Origin of the sequence: Geoalkalibacter ferrihydriticus DSM 17813 (genome assembly GCF_000820505.1) — a bacterium.
GTDB lineage: Bacteria > Desulfobacterota > Desulfuromonadia > Desulfuromonadales > Geoalkalibacteraceae > Geoalkalibacter > Geoalkalibacter ferrihydriticus.
Map to the genome: position 1 here is coordinate 17,222 of NZ_JWJD01000008.1, position 19,193 is coordinate 36,414.

Genomic DNA, 19,193 nt, shown 5'->3' on the forward strand with positions numbered 1-19,193 from the left:
AATCCCAGGGCAAAAGGGACGATGAATGGCTGGTTGGGCCACGGGCGGCGAAAAGCCGGATACACAAAAGCGCACCCATTTTATGCGAAAGGCACTCTCTGAGAAAAGGGGCTCTGTGATTTTTTGTTGCGAATCTTTGTTCAGACCAGGCGCGACGCGCCAAGCCACTGGCTCTCGAAAGCACTCACCGTCAGCGGCGGGCTGAAAAGATACCCCTGCATCTGGTCACAGCTATTGTTGCGCAAAAAGAGATCGTGCTCTTCTTTTTCCACGCCCTCGGCGAGAACCTTTAAATTGAGGCTGTGCGCCATCGCGATGATGGTACGGCAGATGGCGGCGTTCTGCGGATTTTTATCGCTGTCCATGACAAAGCTTTTATCGATTTTTATGAGATCGAAAGGAAATTTCTGCAGGTAGCTCAGGGAGGAATAACCGGTGCCGAAGTCATCCAGCGCAAGTTGGTAGCCACGCTCCTTCATCCGCATCAGGATGCGGGCGGCTTCACCGGTATTTTTCATGATCAGGGTTTCGGTGATTTCAAAGGTCAGATGCGCCGGACTGATGCCGTGGCTCTCGGCACCGGCGTCGATGGCGGCCAGGCAGTCTGAACCATGAAATTGACGGGGCGACAGGTTGATGGAGAGATTGAAATCCTCCACCCCGGAATCCAGCCAGGAGCGTAACTGCCGGCACCCCTCGCGAATCACCCAGGCGCCCAGCGGGCTGATCAGATTGCTCTCTTCGGCCAGGCCGATAAAGCGATCGGGCGCAAGCAGGCCGAGCACCGGATGCTGCCAGCGCACCAAGGCTTCGGCGCCCACCAGGCGCCGGGTCGCGGTGTCGAATTGGGGCTGGTAATAAAGCAGAAATTCGTTGCGCTCCAGGGCCCGGCGCAGATCGCCCTGGAGCATCAAGTTTTCCGTGGCGCGCCGATTCATGCTCGGATTGTAGAGCTGGAAGCTGTTGGGCCCTATCTCCTTGGTGCGGGCCAGGGCGGTTTCGGCGTTTTTCAGCAGCATCTCGACCGTGGTCCCATCGTGGGGAAACATGGCCAGCCCAAGACTTGCCGTCAGGTAGATTTCGCGCTGGTCGATGCGGAAGGCGGGGGTCAGGCTCTCAAGGATTTTCAAGGCGACGCGCGCGGCATCCTGCTCTCCCTGCAGCTGCGGCAGCGCCAGCAGAAAACTATCGCCCCAGAATCGCGCCACGCTGTCTTCGGCGCGCATCGCGCAGCTCAAGCGTCGCGCGGTCTCCTTGAGAACCTTGTCGCCGAAGCCGTGAGCGAAGGCGTTGTTGATGCGCTGGAACTGATCGAGGTCAACCACCACCACCGCCAGCTTTTCATCACCACGCTGGGCGCGGGCCAGGGCCTGGTCGAGGCGGTCGCGGAACAGGATCTGGTTGGGCAAACCGGTCAGGGAATCGTAATAGGTCAGGCTGTGGATTTTTTCGTCGGCGCTTTTGCGCGCGGTCACGTCCTCGGCCACTTTGAGAAAATGGGTGACCCGGCCCTGGGCGTCCTTGACCGGTGAAATGGTCGCGCGCTCCCAATAACTCTCGCCGCTCTTGCGACAGTTGAAGAACTCGCCTCGCCATTCCTGCCCGCCCCGGATGGTTTCCCACAGTTCGCGGTAAAAGCCCTCCTGCTGACTGTTGGAACTGAGCAGCGCCGGCGACTTGCCCAACACTTCTTCGGGAGCATAACCTGTCACCTGGGTAAAGGCCGGATTGACGTATTCGATGCATCCTTCGGCGTCGGTGATCACCAGCACACTCGGGCTCTGTTCAATGGCCCGGGAGAGTTTACGCAGGTACTCTTCATTCTCGTCGAGCTTTTTCTCGGCAGCAACCAGGCGCCGCTGGGTTTCCACCCGGTCGCAGGCCTGGGCCACCACCGCCGGCAGCAACGCGAGAAACCTTTCGTCCTTGACCAGATAGTCCAAGGCACCAAGCTTCATCATGTCGACGGCGATGCGCTCGTCACCATTGCCGGTGATGATAATAAAGGGGATGCGCCGCTCGGCCGCGCGCAGGTGCGCAACCACTTCGCGCCCGGTCATGTCGGGCAGATTGAAGTCAAGCAGCAGCAACAGGGGCGTCTGCGTGTCCAGCCAGTCCAAGGCCTCCCTGCCGGTCGCCACCAATTCAACCGCATAGCCGGTGCGCCGCAGGACACGCTCGACAATGCGGGCAAAGCCTTGCGCATCCTCCACCAGCAGGATGACATCGCGGGCCTCCACTTCGCTCGCCCCTTGCTCAGCCTGTGCCATCATCCCTGACTCCCCTGTCCTGGGCTTTAAATCGAATGCCGGTACCACAGACGAATCCAACGGACCCAAAACACCAAGAACCGGCAGAAAAATATAAGGTAAGGCTAATTTAGAAAACCTAAAGAATCAAGAGATTTTTCACTGCACTCTCATTCAGATCAAGAATTTAGGCATTTTTCCGGCGCCGAATCCACGGATCCCGGTTTACAAATTACACCGCAGCACCTAGAATCTTGGCACCCTCGGTGCTTTGCCGAAACCCCGGAGATCTCTGCATGAATGCCCCGCAACCTTCACGCATCGCCAGCCTGAACGCCAAGATCGGCAGCTACGGCAAGGAAAACCTCGCGGACATCCTGCATGTGCTGGTCGAGGCGATGAACGTTCTCACCCAACAATCGCGCTGTCGCATCTATCTGGAAGATCTCACCAGCGGCTCGCTCACCTGTGCGGCGGCCTCGGGACCTTTCGCCGATCTGATCCGCCGCAAGTCTTTTCCCATTACCAGCACCGCATTTGCCGTCTCGCGCGTGTACATGACCCAGGAAGAGCTGGTTCTCGAGGATGTCGCCGCCTCATCGAGCCCCTATGCCCGCGAACTTGCGGATAAATTCAATATCCTCTCAAGCTATCTGACACCGCTGTTACACAATGGCCGCTCTCTCGGGGTGCTGTGTGTCGACAGCGGCCGCCTCGGTCAGATTCCGGACAGGACGCAGCGCCAACAGATCAAAACCTTTCTCGCCGAGGTGATCGGGCTCATCGATCTGGCACGCAAATACCACCAGCAAATTGTTCTGGCGCGCCTGGTGGATCAGGCGAAAAAGCGCGAAGCGGCCCAGTACATGATGAAATCGGCGGTGCGCCTCATCGACAAGCTGGCCTTGGCTTCGGTTCTGGTGCCGGCGCCGGCCGGCGCCCGGGACGAGCCGGGATTGCAGATTCTGGCCTCTTATTCCAAGGAAAAAGAGGCCAAGCGCCTCTACGAAGACGACAAGATGGTAAGTCTCGGTCCGGGACGCTCACTGCTGGCGCGCTACATCGACGGCAGCGGCGTGATTACCGACGATCTGCTGCTGACCCCGACCTATTTTTCCGACCTTGAATCGGAAACCCTGCAAAAACGCTACATCACCGAAGAACTGGGCCTTAAATCCCTGTACCTGGTACCGCGCTTCGAACCGCGTACACGGCGAGTCATCTGCCTGGTCAATTATTACACCCGGGAAAAATACTTGTTCAGCGATTTCGAAAAGGGCCTGCTCGAAGCGCATGCGGAAATGGCGCAACGCGCCATCGAGGAAATCGGCGGCCAGCACATGGAGATCCAGGTGCTGGCGGAAATCAACGATCTTTTGCAGGCGCGCTTCAGCGGCCTGCAACCCTTTCTCAACCGGGTTCTTTCCAAGGCAACGGAAATCATCGGCGCCGACACCGGCAGCATTGCCCTGGTCGAGCAGATCGACGACCGTAAATGGCTGGTGGTCGAAGACGGTGAAGGGCGGCTGCTCGGCGCCAAGAGCAAGGAATGGTTGAAGAAGAACATCCCCCCCATCCGCATCGGCGCCTTGGATCTGCCGCCCGAGGAGCGCAGCCTCACCGGCTATGTCGCCGCCACCGGACGCCCGCACCTGGTGGGCGACACCCTGGAAGAGAAAGCCGCGGGCGGCTTTTATCGCGAGATCACCGAGGCAATTCGCAGCGAACTGGCCGTCCCGGTCATTTGCGAAGGCGAGGTCATCGCCGTGATCTGCCTCGACAGCCTGAAACCTCACCACTTCACCGATGAGCACCAGCGCATTTTGATGATCATCGAGCGCATGATCTCGCGCCACATCGCCGACCAGCGCCGCATCGAAAAACTCACCACCGAAGTCAATCGCCTGCGCTCCGATGTCGGCTACAAAGACCCCAAGGTTTCGTCCTACAAACTGGGCAACATTATCGGCAACTCGGCAAAAGCCATGGAGGTCGTCGATTTCATCCAGAAAATCAGTCCGCCGCTGGCCAACCGCATCGCCTTCTGGAGTCAGAGCAACATGCAGGAGGCGACCCTGGGCCTGCCTTCCATTTTCATCACCGGGGAAACCGGCAGCGGCAAGGAGTTTCTCTTCAACAACATCTATTCGCGTCTCAACGAGATTTATAAGGACAAAATCCGCCCCGGCATGGAACTGCCCTTGAAAAAAACAAATATCGCCGCCTACAGTGGCGAGCTGACCTATTCGGAACTCTTCGGCCACAAGCGCGGCGCCTACACGGGAGCCAACGCCGATCGTCAAGGCATTCTCGAAGAAGCTCACGGCGGGGTGGTGTTTCTGGATGAAATCGGCGACGCCGACCCCAAGACCCAGGTACAATTGCTGCGTTTTCTCGACAACGGCGGCATCGTGCGTCTGGGCGAAAACATTACCCGCTACGCCCGCGTGTTGCTGGTGGCGGCAACCAATAAAAACCTGCGCCAGTTGATCGTCGAGGGCTTGTTTCGCGAGGATCTCTACCACCGCTTGACGGAATTGACCATCGAGGTGCCCTCCCTCAACGAACGCCGCGAGGACATCGGGGATCTTGCGGTACACTTTCTCGGGCAACTTTTCCGCGTCTACAAAAAGCCCGAGGAGACCGACGCCGACCTGCCGACCCTGAGCCGCGGCGCGCGCGAAGCCCTCATCAATCACCACTACACCGGAAATATCCGCGAACTGCGCAGTATTCTGCTGCGCGCCCTGATCTTTCGCCGCGCCGCGACCATCACCGCCGAAGACATTCGCGCCGTGCTGCCCGGGCCGACGCAACCCTCAGCGGGCCATCGCGCACAAAAGCTGGCCGGTGCCCTGGCCGATGAAGTATTCGGCGACATCCGCGCAGGGCGCAAGGACTTCTGGCAAGCCGTCTACGAACCCTATTCGCGCAGCCGCCTGACACGCGAAATGGTGGTTGCGGTGATCGAGCGGGCGCGCGCCGAAGGCGCCGGCACCATGCCCAAGCTGGCCCTGGCACTTCACGCCTGCGATCCGAAGAGCAGCGATCCGGAGGAGAAAAAGACCTTCTTTCGCTTCAAGAACTTTTTGTACAAGACGATACGGATTTCGTGACACGACCCTGACGGCTGGATAGGACACGGATCAAATCTGCTCCAGACGGATAAAAAAAAACATTTCACCGCAGAGCGCGCCGAGCACGCTGAGAAAAAAGGAGAAAAAAAGCCAAAGTGATCCGTGTTCCATTGTCTTAAGCTTTTTCACCAAGGAATTTCATCATGTTTCAATTGCACCCCCAGCTTGAAGCCGACACCATCATGCTCGGTGATTTTCCTTTGTGCCGCCTGCTGCTCATGAACGATGCGGCCTATCCCTGGTTTATTCTCGTGCCGCGCCGCACCGATATCCGCGAAATCTATGAACTCGATGATGCGGATCAAGCCGCGCTGCTGCAGGAATCCTCGTTTCTCGCGCGGCGGCTGACCGCCGTGTTCGCGGCCGACAAGATCAACATCGCCGCTTTGGGCAACCTGGTGCCGCAACTGCACGTGCATCACATCGTGCGCTACCGCAATGATGCGGTCTGGCCGGCGCCGGTGTGGGGACAGGCGCCGGCCAGGGCCTACACACCACGGGAACTGGCGGCGATGTTGCTCAAAGTGGGCCTGGTACTGGGAGAAGGCACAGAAATGGTGAATGACCATGAGGAAAGTGAGAAGCGCACATGAACCGATTGAAAATCATTGCCGCGGCAGTATTGGCTTTTTTACTGCTGATCGTGATCGTGCAGAACATCGAGCCGGTGGAAATAGACCTGCTGTTTGTCTCCTTTGAACTTTCCCTGGCGGGTTTGCTGTTCATCGCCTTGGGCGCGGGATTCGTACTCGGCGCGCTGGTGGTTTGGCTTTCTAGAAAGAAAGGGCCCACCAAAGACAAAAAGGCTAAAACCAAAAAGGAGAAAAAGCCGGAAGAAAAATCCGGCGAACCAAACAGCGCAGAGGCCAGGGACCAGGTGGAGCCCGGGTTCGAGGCCACGGCGCCCAATGCGGCGGTTAGGGACGAAAAGCCTTAAGCCGGCGCGTCACTCTGCGGCTGACCTCATCGCGCCAAGGGCCAACCACGGCCAGACACAGAGATTCGCGACGAAAAATCTGGCGGGCCATTTGTTGCAGCAATTCTGCTGTGATGCCGGCAATTTCGCGGCGCTCCCGGTCCAGGGTGCGCAGATTTCCGACGGCTTCGCCCCACCCGTAGCGCGCGGCCAATTCCTCGGTGAAATCACAGCTGAATTCGAGTTCATAAAGAAATGCGCGCACCACTGCCGCCAATTCCTCTTCGGGAACGGGGGTGGTGCATAGCTCTTCGAGCAGACGCAGCACCTCATCCAGAGCTTGTTCCAGATTCTCCGGCGCCAAGGACAAATCGATGGCCAAAGCGCCGGTTTCCGCGGTCTGCATGAGTTGGGCTTCGACGCCGTAGGTCAGGCCCAACTCTTCGCGCAAGCGCAGCATCAAGCGCGCGCTTCCCCCACCGGACAACACCCGCCGCAACACGCGCAGTGCCAGGCTGCGTTCATCCTGGCGCCCCGGCCCGCGAAACGCCAATTGCAGCGACACCTGCGAGCCGCTGTCGCGCACCCAACGGCTGTGTGGTCCGGGGCTTTCCGTCGGCTCGTTGAAAACCTGGGCCGCGGGTGCCGGCGAACCCTGCCAGGACCCGAAGTGTTTGCTTACGGCAGCGACGAAAGCGCCGTGTTCGACGCGCCCGGCAGCCACCGCCACCAGATTGTGGGGAGTGTAGTATTGCGTCCAGTGCCGTTCGAGATCCTCCAGACGCATAGCCTCGATGGTCTGGCGACTGCCGATGGGCGGTCGGCCGAGAGGATGATCGGGCCACAGGAGCCGCGCGCCCAGGGTGTCAGGGTTGATTTCCTCGCCCTGTTCGTTGAGATCTTCCAGTGCTTCTTCAAGAATCACGCGCCGCTCGGTTTCCAGATCGCGCAGCAGCGGATAGCGCAGCATGGCGGCGAACAGCTTGGTGGCCTGGTCGAGATGGGCGGGGTGCAGCCGCGAATGATAGCAGGTGGTCTCGATGTCCGTGGCGGCGTTGACGTAGCCGCCGATGGCCTCGAAGGCGCGCTCCAGATCGGGGCCGGTGGGATAATCGCGGTTGCCGCGAAACAGCATGTGTTCAAGAAAATGGGAGACCCCGGCCACCTCAGACGCTTCGTGGCGGCTGCCGACATTGAAAAAAAACATCATCTCGGCGGCGTGCAGATGGGGCATGGGCACGGTGATCACGCGCAGACCGTTGGCCAGGGTGTCTTGGAAAAATTCAGGCATGAGGGGTAACTGCTCGTGAGGGGATTCAGATTTCTTCGAGATCATTTCGCTTTTTCTTCTCCGCCTGCTGTGAGCCGAAGAACACATCGCGCCCGCCGCGCTTACGTCGGCCGATGACGAGAAACACCAGAAGGTGCAGGAAAAACACCAGGATAAATAACAAAACGCACCAACCCGGGATCATGCCCAGGCGCGCCTGGCTCAAGTACTGCTGCCAGTTCTCGGCACCGACCGGATGTAGCTTGATCTTGAACAGCCAACCGGCGATGAGCACCAGAAACAGGTAGATGTAGTTGGAGTAGATGCGCCGCCCCAAGGCGTAGATACGCGGCATCTTGTATTGCGGGTAGCGCAGATCCGAGGCCAATTCAGCCAGCCAGTAGGACCCCTCCTCCAGCTGCAGGCGGCTGTTGAGCACACCATAGATGAAGTTCTGGTTGAGCAGCCGCACCCGGTATTCGTAGGCGTCGTAGAAGCGGTAGCGGCGCGCCTCGACGAAGAGCAGGATATAGGCGATGGCGATGCCGAAGAGGAAAAACGCGTGGGTGATCTCCGGATGCGAAAAGCCGAAGCCAAGAAACGCCGCCGTGGTTCCCACCGCCCAGTTGGTGGTGCGGTCGAGCCGGGTGCGCCAGGCCAGACTGCGCGTCACCTCGGCCCGATAGTAATGCACCAGGGCGGTAATGGTTTCGCCACGGCTGAGCTTTTCGCCGTCTTTGGACTCGAGCGCCATGCCCGGATTTACCCTGTCGCCCGCGCCCTGAGCAACTGCGCGGCTTCCTTGGCGTGATAGGTGATGATCAGGTCGGCGCCGGCGCGCTTCATGCCCACCAGGGTTTCAATCACCACCCGATCATGATCGACCCAGCCGAGCTTGGCGGCAGCCTTGATCATGGAATACTCGCCTGACACGTTGTAGGCCACCAGCGGCAAGTCAAAGCGCTCGCGCAGATCGCGCAGAATGTCGAGATAGGCAAGGGCCGGCTTGACCATGAGAAAATCCGCGCATTCCTGTACATCCAGGGTCGCCTCGCGCAGGGCTTCGCGGCGATTGGCGGGATCCATCTGGTAGGAGCGCCGATCGCCGAACTGCGGGGTGGAGTCGGCCGCATCGCGGAAGGGTCCGTAGTAGGCGCTGGCGTATTTGACCGCGTAGCTCATGATGGGGATGTGGCTGAAGCCGTTGGCGTCGAGGATCTCGCGGATGGCCGCCACGCGCCCGTCCATCATGTCCGAGGGCGCCACCATGTCGGCTCCGGCGCGTGCATGGGAGAGGGCTTCGGCGGCGAGCAACTGCAAGGTGGCGTCGTTGTCCACGTCGCCGTCCTTGATCACCCCGCAGTGGCCGTGGTCGGTGTATTCGCACAGACATACATCGGTAATCACCGTCAGTTCGGGTACCGTTTCTTTAATGGCGCGAATGGTTTCCTGGATAATGCCGGTGTCGCTGTAGGCGTCCTGGCCCACGGCATCCTTGGCTTCAGGAATACCGAAGAGGATGACCGCCGGGATGCCCAAGTCGTGTACCTCGCGCGCCTCGGCGACGATATGCTCGATGGACTGCTGATAAATACCCGGCATGGAGGGGATCTCCTTGCGGATGTCTTTGCCGAAGGCGCTGAACATGGGATAGATCAGATCGTCGACGCGCAGATGGGTTTCACGCACCATGCGGCGTAGGCTGTCATTGCGGCGCAAGCGCCGGGCGCGATATTCGGGAAAGAACATGCTGGGCTCCTTGTCAAGGTAGTTCGTTGTCCGTAGTCAGTTGTCGTCGGTCAATCGTCCCCGGCATGGAACGGTTGGTGCCGGAAATATTCAACCACGGCTGCCGCAAGATCGTCCAGAGTAGAACTCGCCGGTTGGATATGTACATCCAGGCCGAGTTTTTGCGCGGTCTTCGTCGTGGGTGGGCCGATGGATGCGACCGCCACACCGCGCGGCAGCTGCGGAGCGTCCTTGCCGACCATTTTAACAAAATTTTGCACGGTCGATGAAGCGGTGAAGACGACTGCATCCAGGGTACGCTCTGCGAACAGGCGACGCAACTCGTCCCCCCCGTGCTCCGGCATGACGGTGCGATAGAGAACCGGTGCGTCAACTTCGGCGCCCAGGGCCCGCAGGTCGCGCGGGATGAGATCGCGCGCGAGTTCGGCATGAGGATAGAGGATGCGTTTGCCCTTCACGCCGAGGCCGCGCAGCAACTCCACCACACCTTCGGCCTGATAGGTGTTGGGCACCAGATCCGCGCGGATGCCGTGTGCGGCCAGGGCGGCGGCCGTTTTGGGACCGACGGCGACCACCCGGACCCCGGCCAGAGCACGCAGATCACGATTCGTCGCGCGCAGGCGGTCGAAAAAGAATTCGACCGCATTGGTCGAGGTCAGGATCAGAAAATCGGTGTCCGGTAAGCGCATCAGACCCTCGTCCACCGCCGCCCAATCCAACGGCGCTACGGTGGCGATGGTCGGCACGGAGACGACCTCCGCACCCAGGCCTTCGAGCATCTGCTGAAAGGCGCCGGCCTGCCCGGCGCTGCGCGTTATCAGAAGCCGTCGCCCGAACAATGGGCGCTCCTCGAACCAGGCCAGATGGGAGCGCAGGGCCACGACCTCGCCGACAATGATCACCGCCGGCGGTTTGAATCCCTGCTTGCGCACCTTGGCGACGATATCTTCCAAAGTCCCCGTCAGGGTGCGTTGGCACGGGGTGGTGGCCCAGCGAACGATGGCCACCGGCGTTTCGGGCGGGCGGCCGTGACGCACCAGTTCGCGGGTCAGAAGCTCAAGGTTGGCCATGCCCATGTAAAAGACCAGGGTACCGACGCCGGTGGCCAGCTTCTCCCAATCCAGGCGCGACATCTTCTTCTCGGGGTTTTCGTGCCCCGTGACCAGCCCGAGGCTGGTGGTGTAGTCGCGATGCGTTAAAGGAATGCCGGCATAGGCTGCGGCGGCAAAAGCCGCGGTGACGCCCGGCACGACCTCGAAGGCGATACCCTGCCCGCGCAGATGCAGGGCTTCTTCGCCACCGCGCCCGAACACATAGGGGTCGCCGCCTTTGAGCCGCACCACCGTCTTGCCCTGTCGGGCATGCTCGGCGAGCAGGAGGTTGATTTCTTCCTGGGGGCGATGATGAAGACCGCGCGTCTTGCCCACGTAAATCCGCTCGGCCTCGGGCGGCGCTTCGGCGAGCAGACGCGGATTGGCGAGATAATCGTACACTACCACGTCGGCGCGACGTAGACAGTCGCGCCCCTTGACGGTAATCAGGCCGGGGTCACCGGGACCGGCGCCCACAAGATAGACCACTCCCGTTTTTGTCATGCCGTCAAACCACGTAAGGGCGCAGCATGCCGCGCCCCTACCGGAATTTCAATCCTATCGTTTCGTCTTGTACGCTTCACACGTCTTCGCGGTCGCGGTTGAAGGTTTCGTGCTGGTAGACCTCGTTGAGAATCTTGTCGGCGCCCATGACCAGCAGATCCTCGGCGAGAGACACGCCCAGGGCTTGCGCCTCGGCCACCGGCCCGCTGAGGGTTTTCTTGAGAAATTGGCGGCCGTCGACACTCGCCACCAGGCCGGTCAAACGCACCTGATCGCCGCTCACCGTACCGTAGGCGGCAATGGGCACCTGGCAGCCGCCTTCGAGGTGGCGCAGCAGGGCGCGCTCGGCGGTGACGGCATAGGCGGTTTCGGAGTGGTTGAAAAAATCAATGAGTGCATTGATTTCCGCATCGTCCACCCGGCTCTCCAGACCCAGGGCGCCTTGGCCGATGGCGGGCAGCATGACCTCGGGCGCGAGATATTCGCTGATCCGAGCGGCAAAACCCAGACGCTTCATGCCGGCCGACGCCAGCACCACGCCGTCGAGATCTTCTTCGGTCAGCTTGCGCAGGCGCGTCTCGACATTCCCGCGGATATCGAGCATGTGCAGATCAGGCCGCTCGTGCAACATCTGTGATTTGCGCCGCAAGGAGGAAGTGCCGATGCGCGCGCCCTGAGGCAGTTCGCGCCAGGTTGCGACTCCCGGGCGCAACACCAAAATGTCGCGCGGATCCTCGCGCTCGGTGATGCAACGCAGGGCCAGTCCCTCGGGAAACACCGTGGGAACATCCTTCATGGAATGCACGGCGATGTCCACTTCATCGCGCAGCATAGCTTCCTCGATCTCTTTGACGAACAAGCCCTTTCCGCCAACCATGGCCAGGGGCACATCGAGAATCCGGTCGCCCTGGGTCTTGATCTTGGTCAGGGTCACCTCGAGGTCGGGATATCTTTGTTCCAGACAGCTTTTGACCCAGTTGGCCTGCCACAGGGCCAGTTGGCTGGCGCGGGTTCCGATCCGCAGAGTTTTTCTACTCATCGCTGATTTCGCTCCTGATTAAAGAGGTAGGGGCGCAGCATGCTGCACCCATTATATGGATTCGACAAAATGCCACGACCGGGCGCAGCGTGCTGCGCGCCTAAGGGTCGCTGTGTTTTTTGCAGGACGCCGGGTGTTCCTCGCCGTCAACCGGCGGCAGATTGAACAGAGTGCGCAGCGCCTCCACGTAATTGTCGCCGGACGGATCGCTCTGGCCGTTTTTGAGAACGGTGATCGGTTGGTGCAGGGCCTTGTTGATGATGGCTTGCGCCATGGCCTCGATGGCTTTGCGCTGCTTGCCGTTGAGATCCTTGAGATTGGTAAAGGTCTTATCGAGTTCGGCGCGACGGATCTCGTCGAAGTGAGTGCGCAGCGCAACAATGGTCGGCACCACGTCAAGCCCCGCCATCCACTGATGAAACTGGCCGATTTCCTCCTCGACGATGGCTTCGGCCTTTTTCGCCTCTTTGTGGCGCTCCTTGAGATTGGACTGCACCACCCCCTGCAGATCATCGACATCATAGAGATAGCAGTTGTCCACCTCGTTGACCTTGGGATCGATATCGCGAGGCACGGCGATATCGATGAAGAACATGGGCTTGTGGCGGCGCTGCCTGATCACCTCTTCGACCTGGCGCTGGTGCAGGATGTAATTAGGCGCGCCTGTGGAGGTGAGTACGATGTCGACCCGGTGCAGGTTGTCGGCATAATTTTCAAACAGAATCGGCTTACCGTTGAATTCCTTGGCAAGCTTTACCGCGCGCTCATAAGTGCGGTTGGTCACCAGCACTTGAGCAACGCCGTTGGCCACGAAATGGCGGGCGGCCAGTTCGCACATTTCCCCGGCACCGATGAGCAGCACGGTTTTGTCGGTGAGGGTATCGAAGATTTTACGCGCCAACTCCACGGCGGCAAAAGACACTGACACCGCATTGCTCGCAATCTGGGTTTCGGTGCGCACCCGCTTGGCAACGGAAAAAGCCTTGTGCAGAAAGCGGTTGAGGATCACCCCGGAGGTCTTATAATCGCAGGCGTAGCCATAGGCGGTCTTGATCTGACCGAGAATTTGCGGCTCGCCAATGACCATGGAGTCAAGGCTGGAGGCCACGCGAAACACATGGCGAATGGCGTCGAGACCACACAGATCGTAGAGGTGAGGCGCGAGCTCATCGAGAGTGAGCCCGTGATAGTCGGCAAGAAAGCGCCTAAGTCGCGCGATGGCCGCATCCACGTCGCGGCTGGTGACATATAGCTCTACCCGGTTGCAGGTGGAGACGATCACCCCCTCGGTCACCATCGGCAGCTCCACCAATTGCCGCAGGGGCTTCTCCATGGCAGTCGGCGCGAAGGCGACCTTTTCGCGGATTTCAACGGGGGCGGTCTTGTGGCTGAGCCCCACAACGATGATATTCATGCAATCGACTCGAGTTCGGCGGAAAGATAAGAAGGTCTGCGTCTATTTAAAACGATGCTCGGTGGGGAGCAGGAAATTGACCCCCAGGTAGCTGAACAGCAGACAGAGAAACCCGATGATGGAAAATATCGCGGCGCGCCGCCCGCGCCAGCCCGCCGTCATGCGGCCATGCAGCAGCGCCGCATAAATGAACCACACGATCAGACTCCAGGTTTCCTTGGGATCCCAGCGCCAATATCCGCCCCAGGCCGCGTTGGCCCAGACCGCTCCGGAAATAATGCCCATGGTCATCAAGGGAAAGCCGAACGTCAGGCACTTATAATTGATGTCATCCAGCTTGCTCAGCGACGGCAGGCGATAGAAAAGTCCGGAGAGCTTCTTGTTTTTGAGCATGCGCTCTTGCAGCAGATACATGACGCTCACGGCAAAGGCCATGGTAAACATGGCGTTACCGAGAAATGCCAACATGACATGCACCGGAAACCACCAACTCTGCAAAACCGGATCGATCTCGCCGACGCGGGTAAAAGTGGCCCCGCCGAAAAACATCAGAACCAGAGCCAGGGGCGTAATGAAAGCGCCGATCACCGCCAGGCGATAACGCGTGTCGAAGACCAAAAAGGTGCCCACCAGCGTCCAGGCGGAGAACGAAAGGGACTCATGCAGATTGGTCACCGGGGTGTGCCCGGCTTCGACAAACCGCACGACAAGCACCGCGCAATGCATGGCAAAACCGCACACCAGAACCCAGCGCGCGGCCTTTCCCAGGTTGGCGCGCCGGAAAATGATATCGGCGAGATAGAGGATGGTCGCTCCCAGATAAATGAGCAGGGCCATTTTAAAAAGGAGGATGTTGACGCTCATTTAAGCCCTTTCGGCAGAGAGATCCCCAGGCACTCAAGGGTGACATTTTTCCCCGCAACCTGTTGCAACAACTGCTCAACGGCGGCAGAATCTCCGGCCGCCACCAGAGCGGCCAGACCACCGCTCAACAGTTCAGGCAAAACATTGTGATTGTAGGAGGTTGCTTCATCCCCTGTCAACCGCTTTTGGCGCAGGGCCGCGGCCAGTTCAAGGACCGTCGCCCACTCCGGTCCAAACTCCAGGGACAGCAGATCACGCACCGCCGCTGCCAGCGCCGGACTGCGGCCGCCGGTATAAACTGCCAGGGTCAGATCGCCGCGACGCGCCAGGGCCGGCAGATGAAAGTCGCTGCCCTGCGGATCATCGACCGCCTGCGCCAAGGCCCCGGCGGCACGGGCATCCTCGACAATGCACCGATTCAGGCCGGCATCGGCAGTTGCCGCAAACACCAGGAGCGCACCGGCGACATCCTCGACACCATAGGGTCGCGCCACGACTTCCACCCCCTCAAGCCCACCCAGGGCCTGCTGCCGTGCATCAACCACCCGCACCCGGGCTCCAGCCGCTCTCAAGCCCTGCACCTTGCGCCGCCCCACGGCACCAGCGCCGATCACCACGCACAGCCGGTCCACGAGAGAGAGCGCCATCGGATAATCCGCCACGAGTTTGCCTCAGAGCCCGAAGAGCTCCGCCTCCACCAGCTCACAGGTGAGGCGCCCGCAGAACAGCGCGGCTTCGAGCGCGCAGGCCAGGGATTCGGTTTCAAGAACAAAAAAATGGTCGGGGCGCTCGCCGAAATACTCCTCTTCACGCCCGTGAAAAAAGACCGCCACCCGGTTGCCGTTCTGCCGCGCCAGGGCCAGGGCCTCTTCCACCGCCTCGTCGCGTGGCACTCCACACAGCGCTGTCACCACATCGCCGCGCCGCCCCAGGGCGCGCAGTTGCCGGGAAAAGTACTGACCGGCCTGCTCTTCACGGGCCAGGGCCAACGCCAACAGCGGATCATGACTCAGGGAAACGACCGGCAGCTGTGGACGGTCCAGCGACAGCCGAAAATTGAACAGGCTCGCCACCAGATCGGCAATGGCGGCAAACTGGCCGCTGCCGAGAAGAAACAGGCGCCCGCCCTCATGGAAGGTCTCAACCAGCGCTTGCGCCAACTGCTCAAGCTCAGCGCCCTGCTTGCCGAGAAAGCCTTCGAGCAAATCCGTGTGCTGCTGCAATGATTGGGTGATGCGTTCCTGGCTCATTGAATACCTCTCGCCGGTTTATCGAAACCCCGGAGGGGATGATAGAAAGGGTCCCGCACGCTGTCAAGGAAAGGCAGGGGAGAGGATTAAACCCTTGATTTTTTTTCCCCCTGCTCTATTCTTTTAACCATGCTGGAAAAATGTCAGGCGTCGAGTTATCAACCCATCCCGCAAAGGAGCAGTTTATATGGCAAGCGATAAGGTTGTACAAGTAACGGATGATAACTTTGAAAGTGAAGTTCTCAAATCCTCCACCCCCGTACTGGTTGACTTCTGGGCATCTTGGTGCGCCCCCTGCAAGGCTATCAGTCCCGTTGTGGACGGCTTGGCCGATGAGTATGAAGGCAAGGTCAAAATCGCCAAGCTCAATGTCGACGAAAACCCGGCGACCCCCGGTCAGTATGGGGTGCGCGGCATTCCCACGCTGATTCTGTTCAAGGACGGCCAGGTTCTTGACCAGGTGGTCGGCGCGGTCCCGAAAAATCAGCTTGAAGGGCTGATCAAGAAAGCTCTCTGAGCCGCCGCAACGCTCAACATGAAGGCCCCGCAAGGGGCCTTTTTTCGTTCAGAAATCGTACTTTTTCAGCCACCACGCCCTGCGGTGCATGCCGCTAAGTTACCCGGCATCTTCCTCCGCGGGGATCGCCTCGAGAATGCGGTCGATCTCCTCGCGATCGGGAGCCGGCACGTAAACCCGGTCTATCTCGCGCAAAAGCTCTTCCTTGCCCTGCCGGGCCGCCTCCATCTGCTCCAGAGCCTCTTGCACCACCTCGCGGCTGCTGTAGCTCCAGCGACGATAGGCCTGGTTGCGGCGCGTTTCCGCACCCTGGAAAGTCGCGACCAGCTCGCGGGCCTCGTCTTTCCACGCCGCGATCCGCTCCTGGCGCTCGGCGCGTTCAGCCCGCGCGCGGTGCGCGTCTTCCTCGGCACTGCGCGCAACCCCGGGAAGTGGTTCGGGCGTCGGCTGCACGCTGAGGGTCCCCTCACTTTCGGGCGCCTCGTCCAGGGGTTCGCAGTCCGGCGGGAATTTCCCGGGATCGTCGGTCATGACCAGTTGCCCGCTCTGATCGCGACAGCGATAGATTTCATCCGCCGCCCATGCCGATCCGGGAGCGAGAAACAGAAAAGCCAGTGCAAGCAGTGCCCAGCGCAGCATACTCAGCCTCCTTAACTCAACCTTTGACAGTGACCGGCGCGCAACCTCAAGGCCGCCCCTTTTCCGCCCCGGCGCGCAGCAGGCGAAAAATTTCGCGGTAGGCACGGCGATCACCGCTCGTGCGAAAATCCTCGCCCAGCGCGGCCAACGTTTCGCGGTCGCAGCCGGGAAACAGCAGCAAAATCTCGTGCAGGGCCTCTTCTTGACTTTCGTCGCTGCACAGGCGGTCGCGTAACTGCTCCAGTTGATGAAAGTCCTTCACCTGCTCCTGGCGCCGGCCGCTGCGAACATCAAGATACTTCTCGGCGGCCGCCAGGGCCTGTTCATCGCGGCGCAGCAACGCCGCCAGATGTTTGGTCTGGCGTTTGCGCGCCCCGTGTTGGCGGGTTTCGCGCGCCAAACGCAGCGCCTCCAGCAGGGGAGCTTCCCAGCCCAGGCGGCGCACCTCAGAGTCACCAAGCTCCAGCATTTGCCGGGCGAGATCTTCGATCTGCTGGGCACGGCGCTTGACGGCGCTGCGGCTCGGAGCCGTTTCACGAAAACTTTCCATCAGAAGTCCTTTTGGCTGTCGAGCAGAAGGGTGACCGGGCCGTCGTTGACGAGATGTACCTGCATCTGTGCCTGAAAGACACCGGTGGCAACCTCCAGCCCCGTCCGGCGCAATCCCGCGACGAACTCTTCATAGAGGCGATTCGCCATATCGGGCGCGGCGGCGGGGGCAAAGCTCGGCCGCCGGCCCTTGCGGCAGTCGCCATACAGTGTGAATTGGGACACCACCAGCACAGCGCCGCCGACCTCGCTCACCGACAGATTCATTTTGCCCGCGGGATCCTCGAAAATACGCAACCCGGCGATTTTTTCGGCGAGAAAGGCGGCATCCGCACTGCTGTCGGCGCCACCGACCCCCAGCAGCACCAGCAACCCCGGGCCGATGGCGCCCACCACGCGGCCGGCAACCTCGACCCGTGCTTCGGTCACCCGCTGCAGCACCGCTCTCATTGCCGGCTGCCGAGATAGGCCGCCGCCTGCTCGGCGCACGCAACCTGAACATCCACGTAGGGTGCGACGGCCCGCGGTCCGACCAGTATCGTCTTCATGCCCAGCTCCTTGGCGGTTTTCAGGTTGGGCAGCGAGTCCTCGACCATGACGCAGCGCTCACCCTCGGTGTCGAGATGCCGCAGCACCGCCCGGTAGGGGTCGGCGTAAGGCTTGGGCAGATAGTTGGCGACCCGGACATCGAAGATGGCGCTGAACTCATCGCTGAGACCCAGGGCGGCCAGAACCCGTTCGGCATGGCCGCGAGAACCGTTAGTAAACACCACCTTGACCCCGTCGAGGGCGCGCAGAGCGGCGCGCAGACCCGGATCCGGCAATAGCCGGGTCTGCACGTCGACATCGTGCACATACTCCAGATAATCTTCGGGGTCGACCTGATAATGGCGCATCAATCCGCCCAGAGTCACCCCGTACTGCTTCCAGTATGCGCGCCGCAAGCCATCCACCTGCGCGAGGGGAATGCCCACCACCTCGCTCATGTAGCTGTTGATGCGCACATCGATCAGGGAAAACAGCTCCCGCTCGGGTGCGTACAGGGTGTTGTCGAGATCGAAGATGGTAACGTTCATGATGCTCCTCAGGGTGTTCGCAGGGCGCAGGGGCGAACCGGGCGCGGCTTCCTGCGCTCCTAAGTAGGATCGTAGATGCCTTCGAAGACCTGGACCGCGGGACCGGTCATGAACACCTGGCCGTCTTCGGTCCACTCCAGTTCAAGATCGCCGCCGAGCAGATGATTGACGATGCGCCGCTCGGTATGCCCGGTGAGAACGCCGGCTACGGCAACCGCCGAGGCGCCGGTGCCGCACGCCAGGGTTTCACCGGAACCGCGTTCCCAGGTGCGCTGCTTGACTTCGCCGCGAGACACCACCTCGACGAACTCGACATTGGTGCGGCGCGGGAACAGAGCATGGTTTTCAATGACCGGGCCGTACTTGGCGACGGGAAACTCATGGACGTTGTCGACGAAAATGACGCAGTGGGGGTTGCCCATGGACACGCAGGTGATGTGAAAGGTGCGGTCGAGCACCTTAAGCTCGGCGCCTACCACTTCCTCCTCGGCAGGTCCGGTCATGGGAATTTCGCCGCGCTTTAGGCGCGGGCGTCCCATATTGACGCGCACACGGCTCACCTTGTCCTGGTCATTGGGGAAAAGCTGCAAGGTCAAGATCCCCGCGCCGGTTTCGGCGGTGATTTCGGTTTTTTTCACCAGGCCATGATCGTAAGCATATTTGGCAACGCAGCGGATACCGTTGCCGCACATCTCCGACTCACTGCCGTCGGCGTTGAACATGCGCATGCGCACATCGGCTTTATCCGAGGGCAGAATCAGAATCAGGCCGTCGGCGCCGATGGCAAAGTTGCGGTTGCTCAGCTCAATGGCCAGGGCGACGGGATCGTCGACGGGGGTTTCAAAGCCGTTGACATAAACATAATCATTTCCGGCGCCATGCATCTTGGCGAATTTCAAAGCCATAAATCAAAGTCCTTTCACAGATGG

At 60.4% G+C, this 19,193-nt stretch carries 19 protein-coding genes; 4 read left to right on the forward strand and 15 right to left on the reverse strand.

The annotated features are described in order from the left end of the window. Positions 1 to 140 precede the first annotated feature (140 nt). Positions 141 to 2,273 carry a putative bifunctional diguanylate cyclase/phosphodiesterase gene (locus tag GFER_RS15030; RefSeq protein WP_052446474.1) on the reverse strand — a complete coding sequence of 711 codons (2,133 nt, stop codon included), beginning with the start codon at positions 2,271 to 2,273 and terminating at the stop codon, positions 141 to 143. A 272-nt stretch (positions 2,274 to 2,545) separates the two neighbouring features. Between GFER_RS15030 and GFER_RS15035 the strand changes: the two genes are divergently transcribed. From GFER_RS15035 to GFER_RS15045, 3 genes are all read left to right on the forward strand, one after another. Continuing rightward, positions 2,546 to 5,365: a GPMC system transcriptional regulator gene (locus GFER_RS15035; protein WP_040100756.1), complete on the forward strand. Its 2,820-nt coding sequence runs from the start codon at positions 2,546 to 2,548 to the stop codon at positions 5,363 to 5,365. A 164-nt stretch (positions 5,366 to 5,529) separates the two neighbouring features. Then, positions 5,530 to 5,979 (forward strand): HIT domain-containing protein, encoded by a 450-nt coding sequence (locus tag GFER_RS15040; RefSeq protein WP_040100757.1) that lies wholly within the window; start codon positions 5,530 to 5,532, stop codon positions 5,977 to 5,979. Next, positions 5,976 to 6,323 (forward strand): LapA family protein, encoded by a 348-nt coding sequence (locus tag GFER_RS15045; RefSeq protein WP_040100758.1) that lies wholly within the window; start codon positions 5,976 to 5,978, stop codon positions 6,321 to 6,323. The genes GFER_RS15040 and GFER_RS15045 overlap by 4 nt, the downstream gene beginning before the upstream one ends. Here the strand turns inward: GFER_RS15045 and GFER_RS15050 are convergent. The 9 genes from GFER_RS15050 to GFER_RS15090 form a co-directional block, all read right to left on the reverse strand. Continuing rightward, the gene (locus tag GFER_RS15050) at positions 6,304 to 7,593 is read right to left on the reverse strand and encodes a M16 family metallopeptidase (RefSeq protein WP_040100759.1); all 1,290 of its coding nucleotides are present in this window, start codon (positions 7,591 to 7,593) and stop codon (positions 6,304 to 6,306) included. The genes GFER_RS15045 and GFER_RS15050 overlap by 20 nt on opposite strands. A 25-nt stretch (positions 7,594 to 7,618) precedes the next feature. Beyond that, a complete protein-coding gene (locus GFER_RS15055; protein WP_052446475.1) occupies positions 7,619 to 8,326 on the reverse strand; it encodes a DUF2270 domain-containing protein in 708 nt (235 codons plus the stop codon). Between the two features lie 8 nt (positions 8,327 to 8,334). Next, positions 8,335 to 9,321 carry a porphobilinogen synthase gene (gene hemB / locus GFER_RS15060; RefSeq protein ID WP_040100760.1) on the reverse strand — a complete coding sequence of 329 codons (987 nt, stop codon included), beginning with the start codon at positions 9,319 to 9,321 and terminating at the stop codon, positions 8,335 to 8,337. Positions 9,322 to 9,371: 50 nt separating this feature from the next. After that, on the reverse strand, positions 9,372 to 10,916 hold the full coding sequence (gene cobA, locus GFER_RS15065) for a uroporphyrinogen-III C-methyltransferase (RefSeq protein WP_040100761.1): 1,545 nt from the start codon (positions 10,914 to 10,916) through the stop codon (positions 9,372 to 9,374). A 76-nt stretch (positions 10,917 to 10,992) separates the two neighbouring features. Next, positions 10,993 to 11,955: a hydroxymethylbilane synthase gene (hemC, locus tag GFER_RS15070; protein ID WP_040100763.1), complete on the reverse strand. Its 963-nt coding sequence runs from the start codon at positions 11,953 to 11,955 to the stop codon at positions 10,993 to 10,995. Positions 11,956 to 12,055: 100 nt separating this feature from the next. Next, entirely contained in the window at positions 12,056 to 13,369 is a 1,314-nt protein-coding gene (hemA, locus tag GFER_RS15075; protein ID WP_040100765.1) for a glutamyl-tRNA reductase, read from the reverse strand. A gap of 42 nt (positions 13,370 to 13,411) precedes the next feature. Then, positions 13,412 to 14,233 (reverse strand): c-type cytochrome biogenesis protein CcsB, encoded by an 822-nt coding sequence (gene ccsB / locus GFER_RS15080; protein ID WP_040100768.1) that lies wholly within the window; start codon positions 14,231 to 14,233, stop codon positions 13,412 to 13,414. Continuing rightward, positions 14,230 to 14,880 (reverse strand): precorrin-2 dehydrogenase/sirohydrochlorin ferrochelatase family protein, encoded by a 651-nt coding sequence (locus GFER_RS15085; RefSeq protein ID WP_052446476.1) that lies wholly within the window; start codon positions 14,878 to 14,880, stop codon positions 14,230 to 14,232. Before GFER_RS15085 ends, ccsB begins: the two co-directional genes overlap by 4 nt. A gap of 24 nt (positions 14,881 to 14,904) precedes the next feature. Continuing rightward, positions 14,905 to 15,483, reverse strand: coding sequence for a D-sedoheptulose-7-phosphate isomerase (locus tag GFER_RS15090; protein WP_040100769.1), 579 nt, complete (start codon positions 15,481 to 15,483; stop codon positions 14,905 to 14,907). A 187-nt stretch (positions 15,484 to 15,670) separates the two neighbouring features. Here GFER_RS15090 and trxA point away from each other — a divergent pair, with 187 nt between their 5' ends. Beyond that, the gene (trxA, locus tag GFER_RS15095; RefSeq protein ID WP_040100771.1) at positions 15,671 to 16,000 is read left to right on the forward strand and encodes a thioredoxin TrxA; all 330 of its coding nucleotides are present in this window, start codon (positions 15,671 to 15,673) and stop codon (positions 15,998 to 16,000) included. A 99-nt stretch (positions 16,001 to 16,099) separates the two neighbouring features. On the opposite strand, the gene GFER_RS15100 is transcribed toward trxA, so the two are convergent. The 5 genes from GFER_RS15100 to dapF are packed head-to-tail and all read right to left on the reverse strand — an operon-like array spanning position 16,100 to position 19,163. Further along, positions 16,100 to 16,639 (reverse strand): DUF4124 domain-containing protein, encoded by a 540-nt coding sequence (locus GFER_RS15100; protein WP_040100772.1) that lies wholly within the window; start codon positions 16,637 to 16,639, stop codon positions 16,100 to 16,102. A gap of 46 nt (positions 16,640 to 16,685) precedes the next feature. Then, positions 16,686 to 17,189 carry a ribosome biogenesis factor YjgA gene (gene yjgA / locus GFER_RS15105; RefSeq protein ID WP_040100774.1) on the reverse strand — a complete coding sequence of 168 codons (504 nt, stop codon included), beginning with the start codon at positions 17,187 to 17,189 and terminating at the stop codon, positions 16,686 to 16,688. Further along, the gene (gene dtd, locus GFER_RS15110) at positions 17,189 to 17,638 is read right to left on the reverse strand and encodes a D-aminoacyl-tRNA deacylase (RefSeq protein WP_040100775.1); all 450 of its coding nucleotides are present in this window, start codon (positions 17,636 to 17,638) and stop codon (positions 17,189 to 17,191) included. The genes yjgA and dtd overlap by 1 nt, the downstream gene beginning before the upstream one ends. Beyond that, on the reverse strand, positions 17,635 to 18,264 hold the full coding sequence (locus tag GFER_RS15115; RefSeq protein WP_040100777.1) for a pyrimidine 5'-nucleotidase: 630 nt from the start codon (positions 18,262 to 18,264) through the stop codon (positions 17,635 to 17,637). Before GFER_RS15115 ends, dtd begins: the two co-directional genes overlap by 4 nt. Positions 18,265 to 18,323: 59 nt before the next feature. Then, on the reverse strand, positions 18,324 to 19,163 hold the full coding sequence (dapF, locus tag GFER_RS15120; RefSeq protein ID WP_040100859.1) for a diaminopimelate epimerase: 840 nt from the start codon (positions 19,161 to 19,163) through the stop codon (positions 18,324 to 18,326). Positions 19,164 to 19,193: the final 30 nt, after the last annotated feature.

What these genes read in the sequence shown, in the direction of transcription:
- GFER_RS15030 (WP_052446474.1), bottom strand. Translation starts at nt 2,273, where the DNA reads ATGATGGCACAGGCTGAGCAAGGGGCGAGCGAAGTGGAGGCCCGCGAT.
- GFER_RS15040 (WP_040100757.1), top strand. Translation starts at nt 5,530, where the DNA reads ATGTTTCAATTGCACCCCCAGCTTGAAGCCGACACCATCATGCTCGGT.
- GFER_RS15100 (WP_040100772.1), bottom strand. Translation starts at nt 16,639, where the DNA reads ATGCTGCGCTGGGCACTGCTTGCACTGGCTTTTCTGTTTCTCGCTCCC.
- cobA (WP_040100761.1), bottom strand. Translation starts at nt 10,916, where the DNA reads ATGACAAAAACGGGAGTGGTCTATCTTGTGGGCGCCGGTCCCGGTGAC.
- ccsB (WP_040100768.1), bottom strand. Translation starts at nt 14,233, where the DNA reads ATGAGCGTCAACATCCTCCTTTTTAAAATGGCCCTGCTCATTTATCTG.
- GFER_RS15085 (WP_052446476.1), bottom strand. Translation starts at nt 14,880, where the DNA reads ATGGCGCTCTCTCTCGTGGACCGGCTGTGCGTGGTGATCGGCGCTGGT.
- dtd (WP_040100775.1), bottom strand. Translation starts at nt 17,638, where the DNA reads ATGAGAGCGGTGCTGCAGCGGGTGACCGAAGCACGGGTCGAGGTTGCC.
- GFER_RS15055 (WP_052446475.1), bottom strand. Translation starts at nt 8,326, where the DNA reads ATGGCGCTCGAGTCCAAAGACGGCGAAAAGCTCAGCCGTGGCGAAACC.
- GFER_RS15115 (WP_040100777.1), bottom strand. Translation starts at nt 18,264, where the DNA reads ATGAACGTTACCATCTTCGATCTCGACAACACCCTGTACGCACCCGAG.
- hemC (WP_040100763.1), bottom strand. Translation starts at nt 11,955, where the DNA reads ATGAGTAGAAAAACTCTGCGGATCGGAACCCGCGCCAGCCAACTGGCC.
- GFER_RS15035 (WP_040100756.1), top strand. Translation starts at nt 2,546, where the DNA reads ATGAATGCCCCGCAACCTTCACGCATCGCCAGCCTGAACGCCAAGATC.
- trxA (WP_040100771.1), top strand. Translation starts at nt 15,671, where the DNA reads ATGGCAAGCGATAAGGTTGTACAAGTAACGGATGATAACTTTGAAAGT.
- hemA (WP_040100765.1), bottom strand. Translation starts at nt 13,369, where the DNA reads ATGAATATCATCGTTGTGGGGCTCAGCCACAAGACCGCCCCCGTTGAA.
- GFER_RS15045 (WP_040100758.1), top strand. Translation starts at nt 5,976, where the DNA reads ATGAACCGATTGAAAATCATTGCCGCGGCAGTATTGGCTTTTTTACTG.
- hemB (WP_040100760.1), bottom strand. Translation starts at nt 9,321, where the DNA reads ATGTTCTTTCCCGAATATCGCGCCCGGCGCTTGCGCCGCAATGACAGC.
- GFER_RS15050 (WP_040100759.1), bottom strand. Translation starts at nt 7,593, where the DNA reads ATGCCTGAATTTTTCCAAGACACCCTGGCCAACGGTCTGCGCGTGATC.
- GFER_RS15090 (WP_040100769.1), bottom strand. Translation starts at nt 15,483, where the DNA reads ATGAGCCAGGAACGCATCACCCAATCATTGCAGCAGCACACGGATTTG.
- yjgA (WP_040100774.1), bottom strand. Translation starts at nt 17,189, where the DNA reads ATGGAAAGTTTTCGTGAAACGGCTCCGAGCCGCAGCGCCGTCAAGCGC.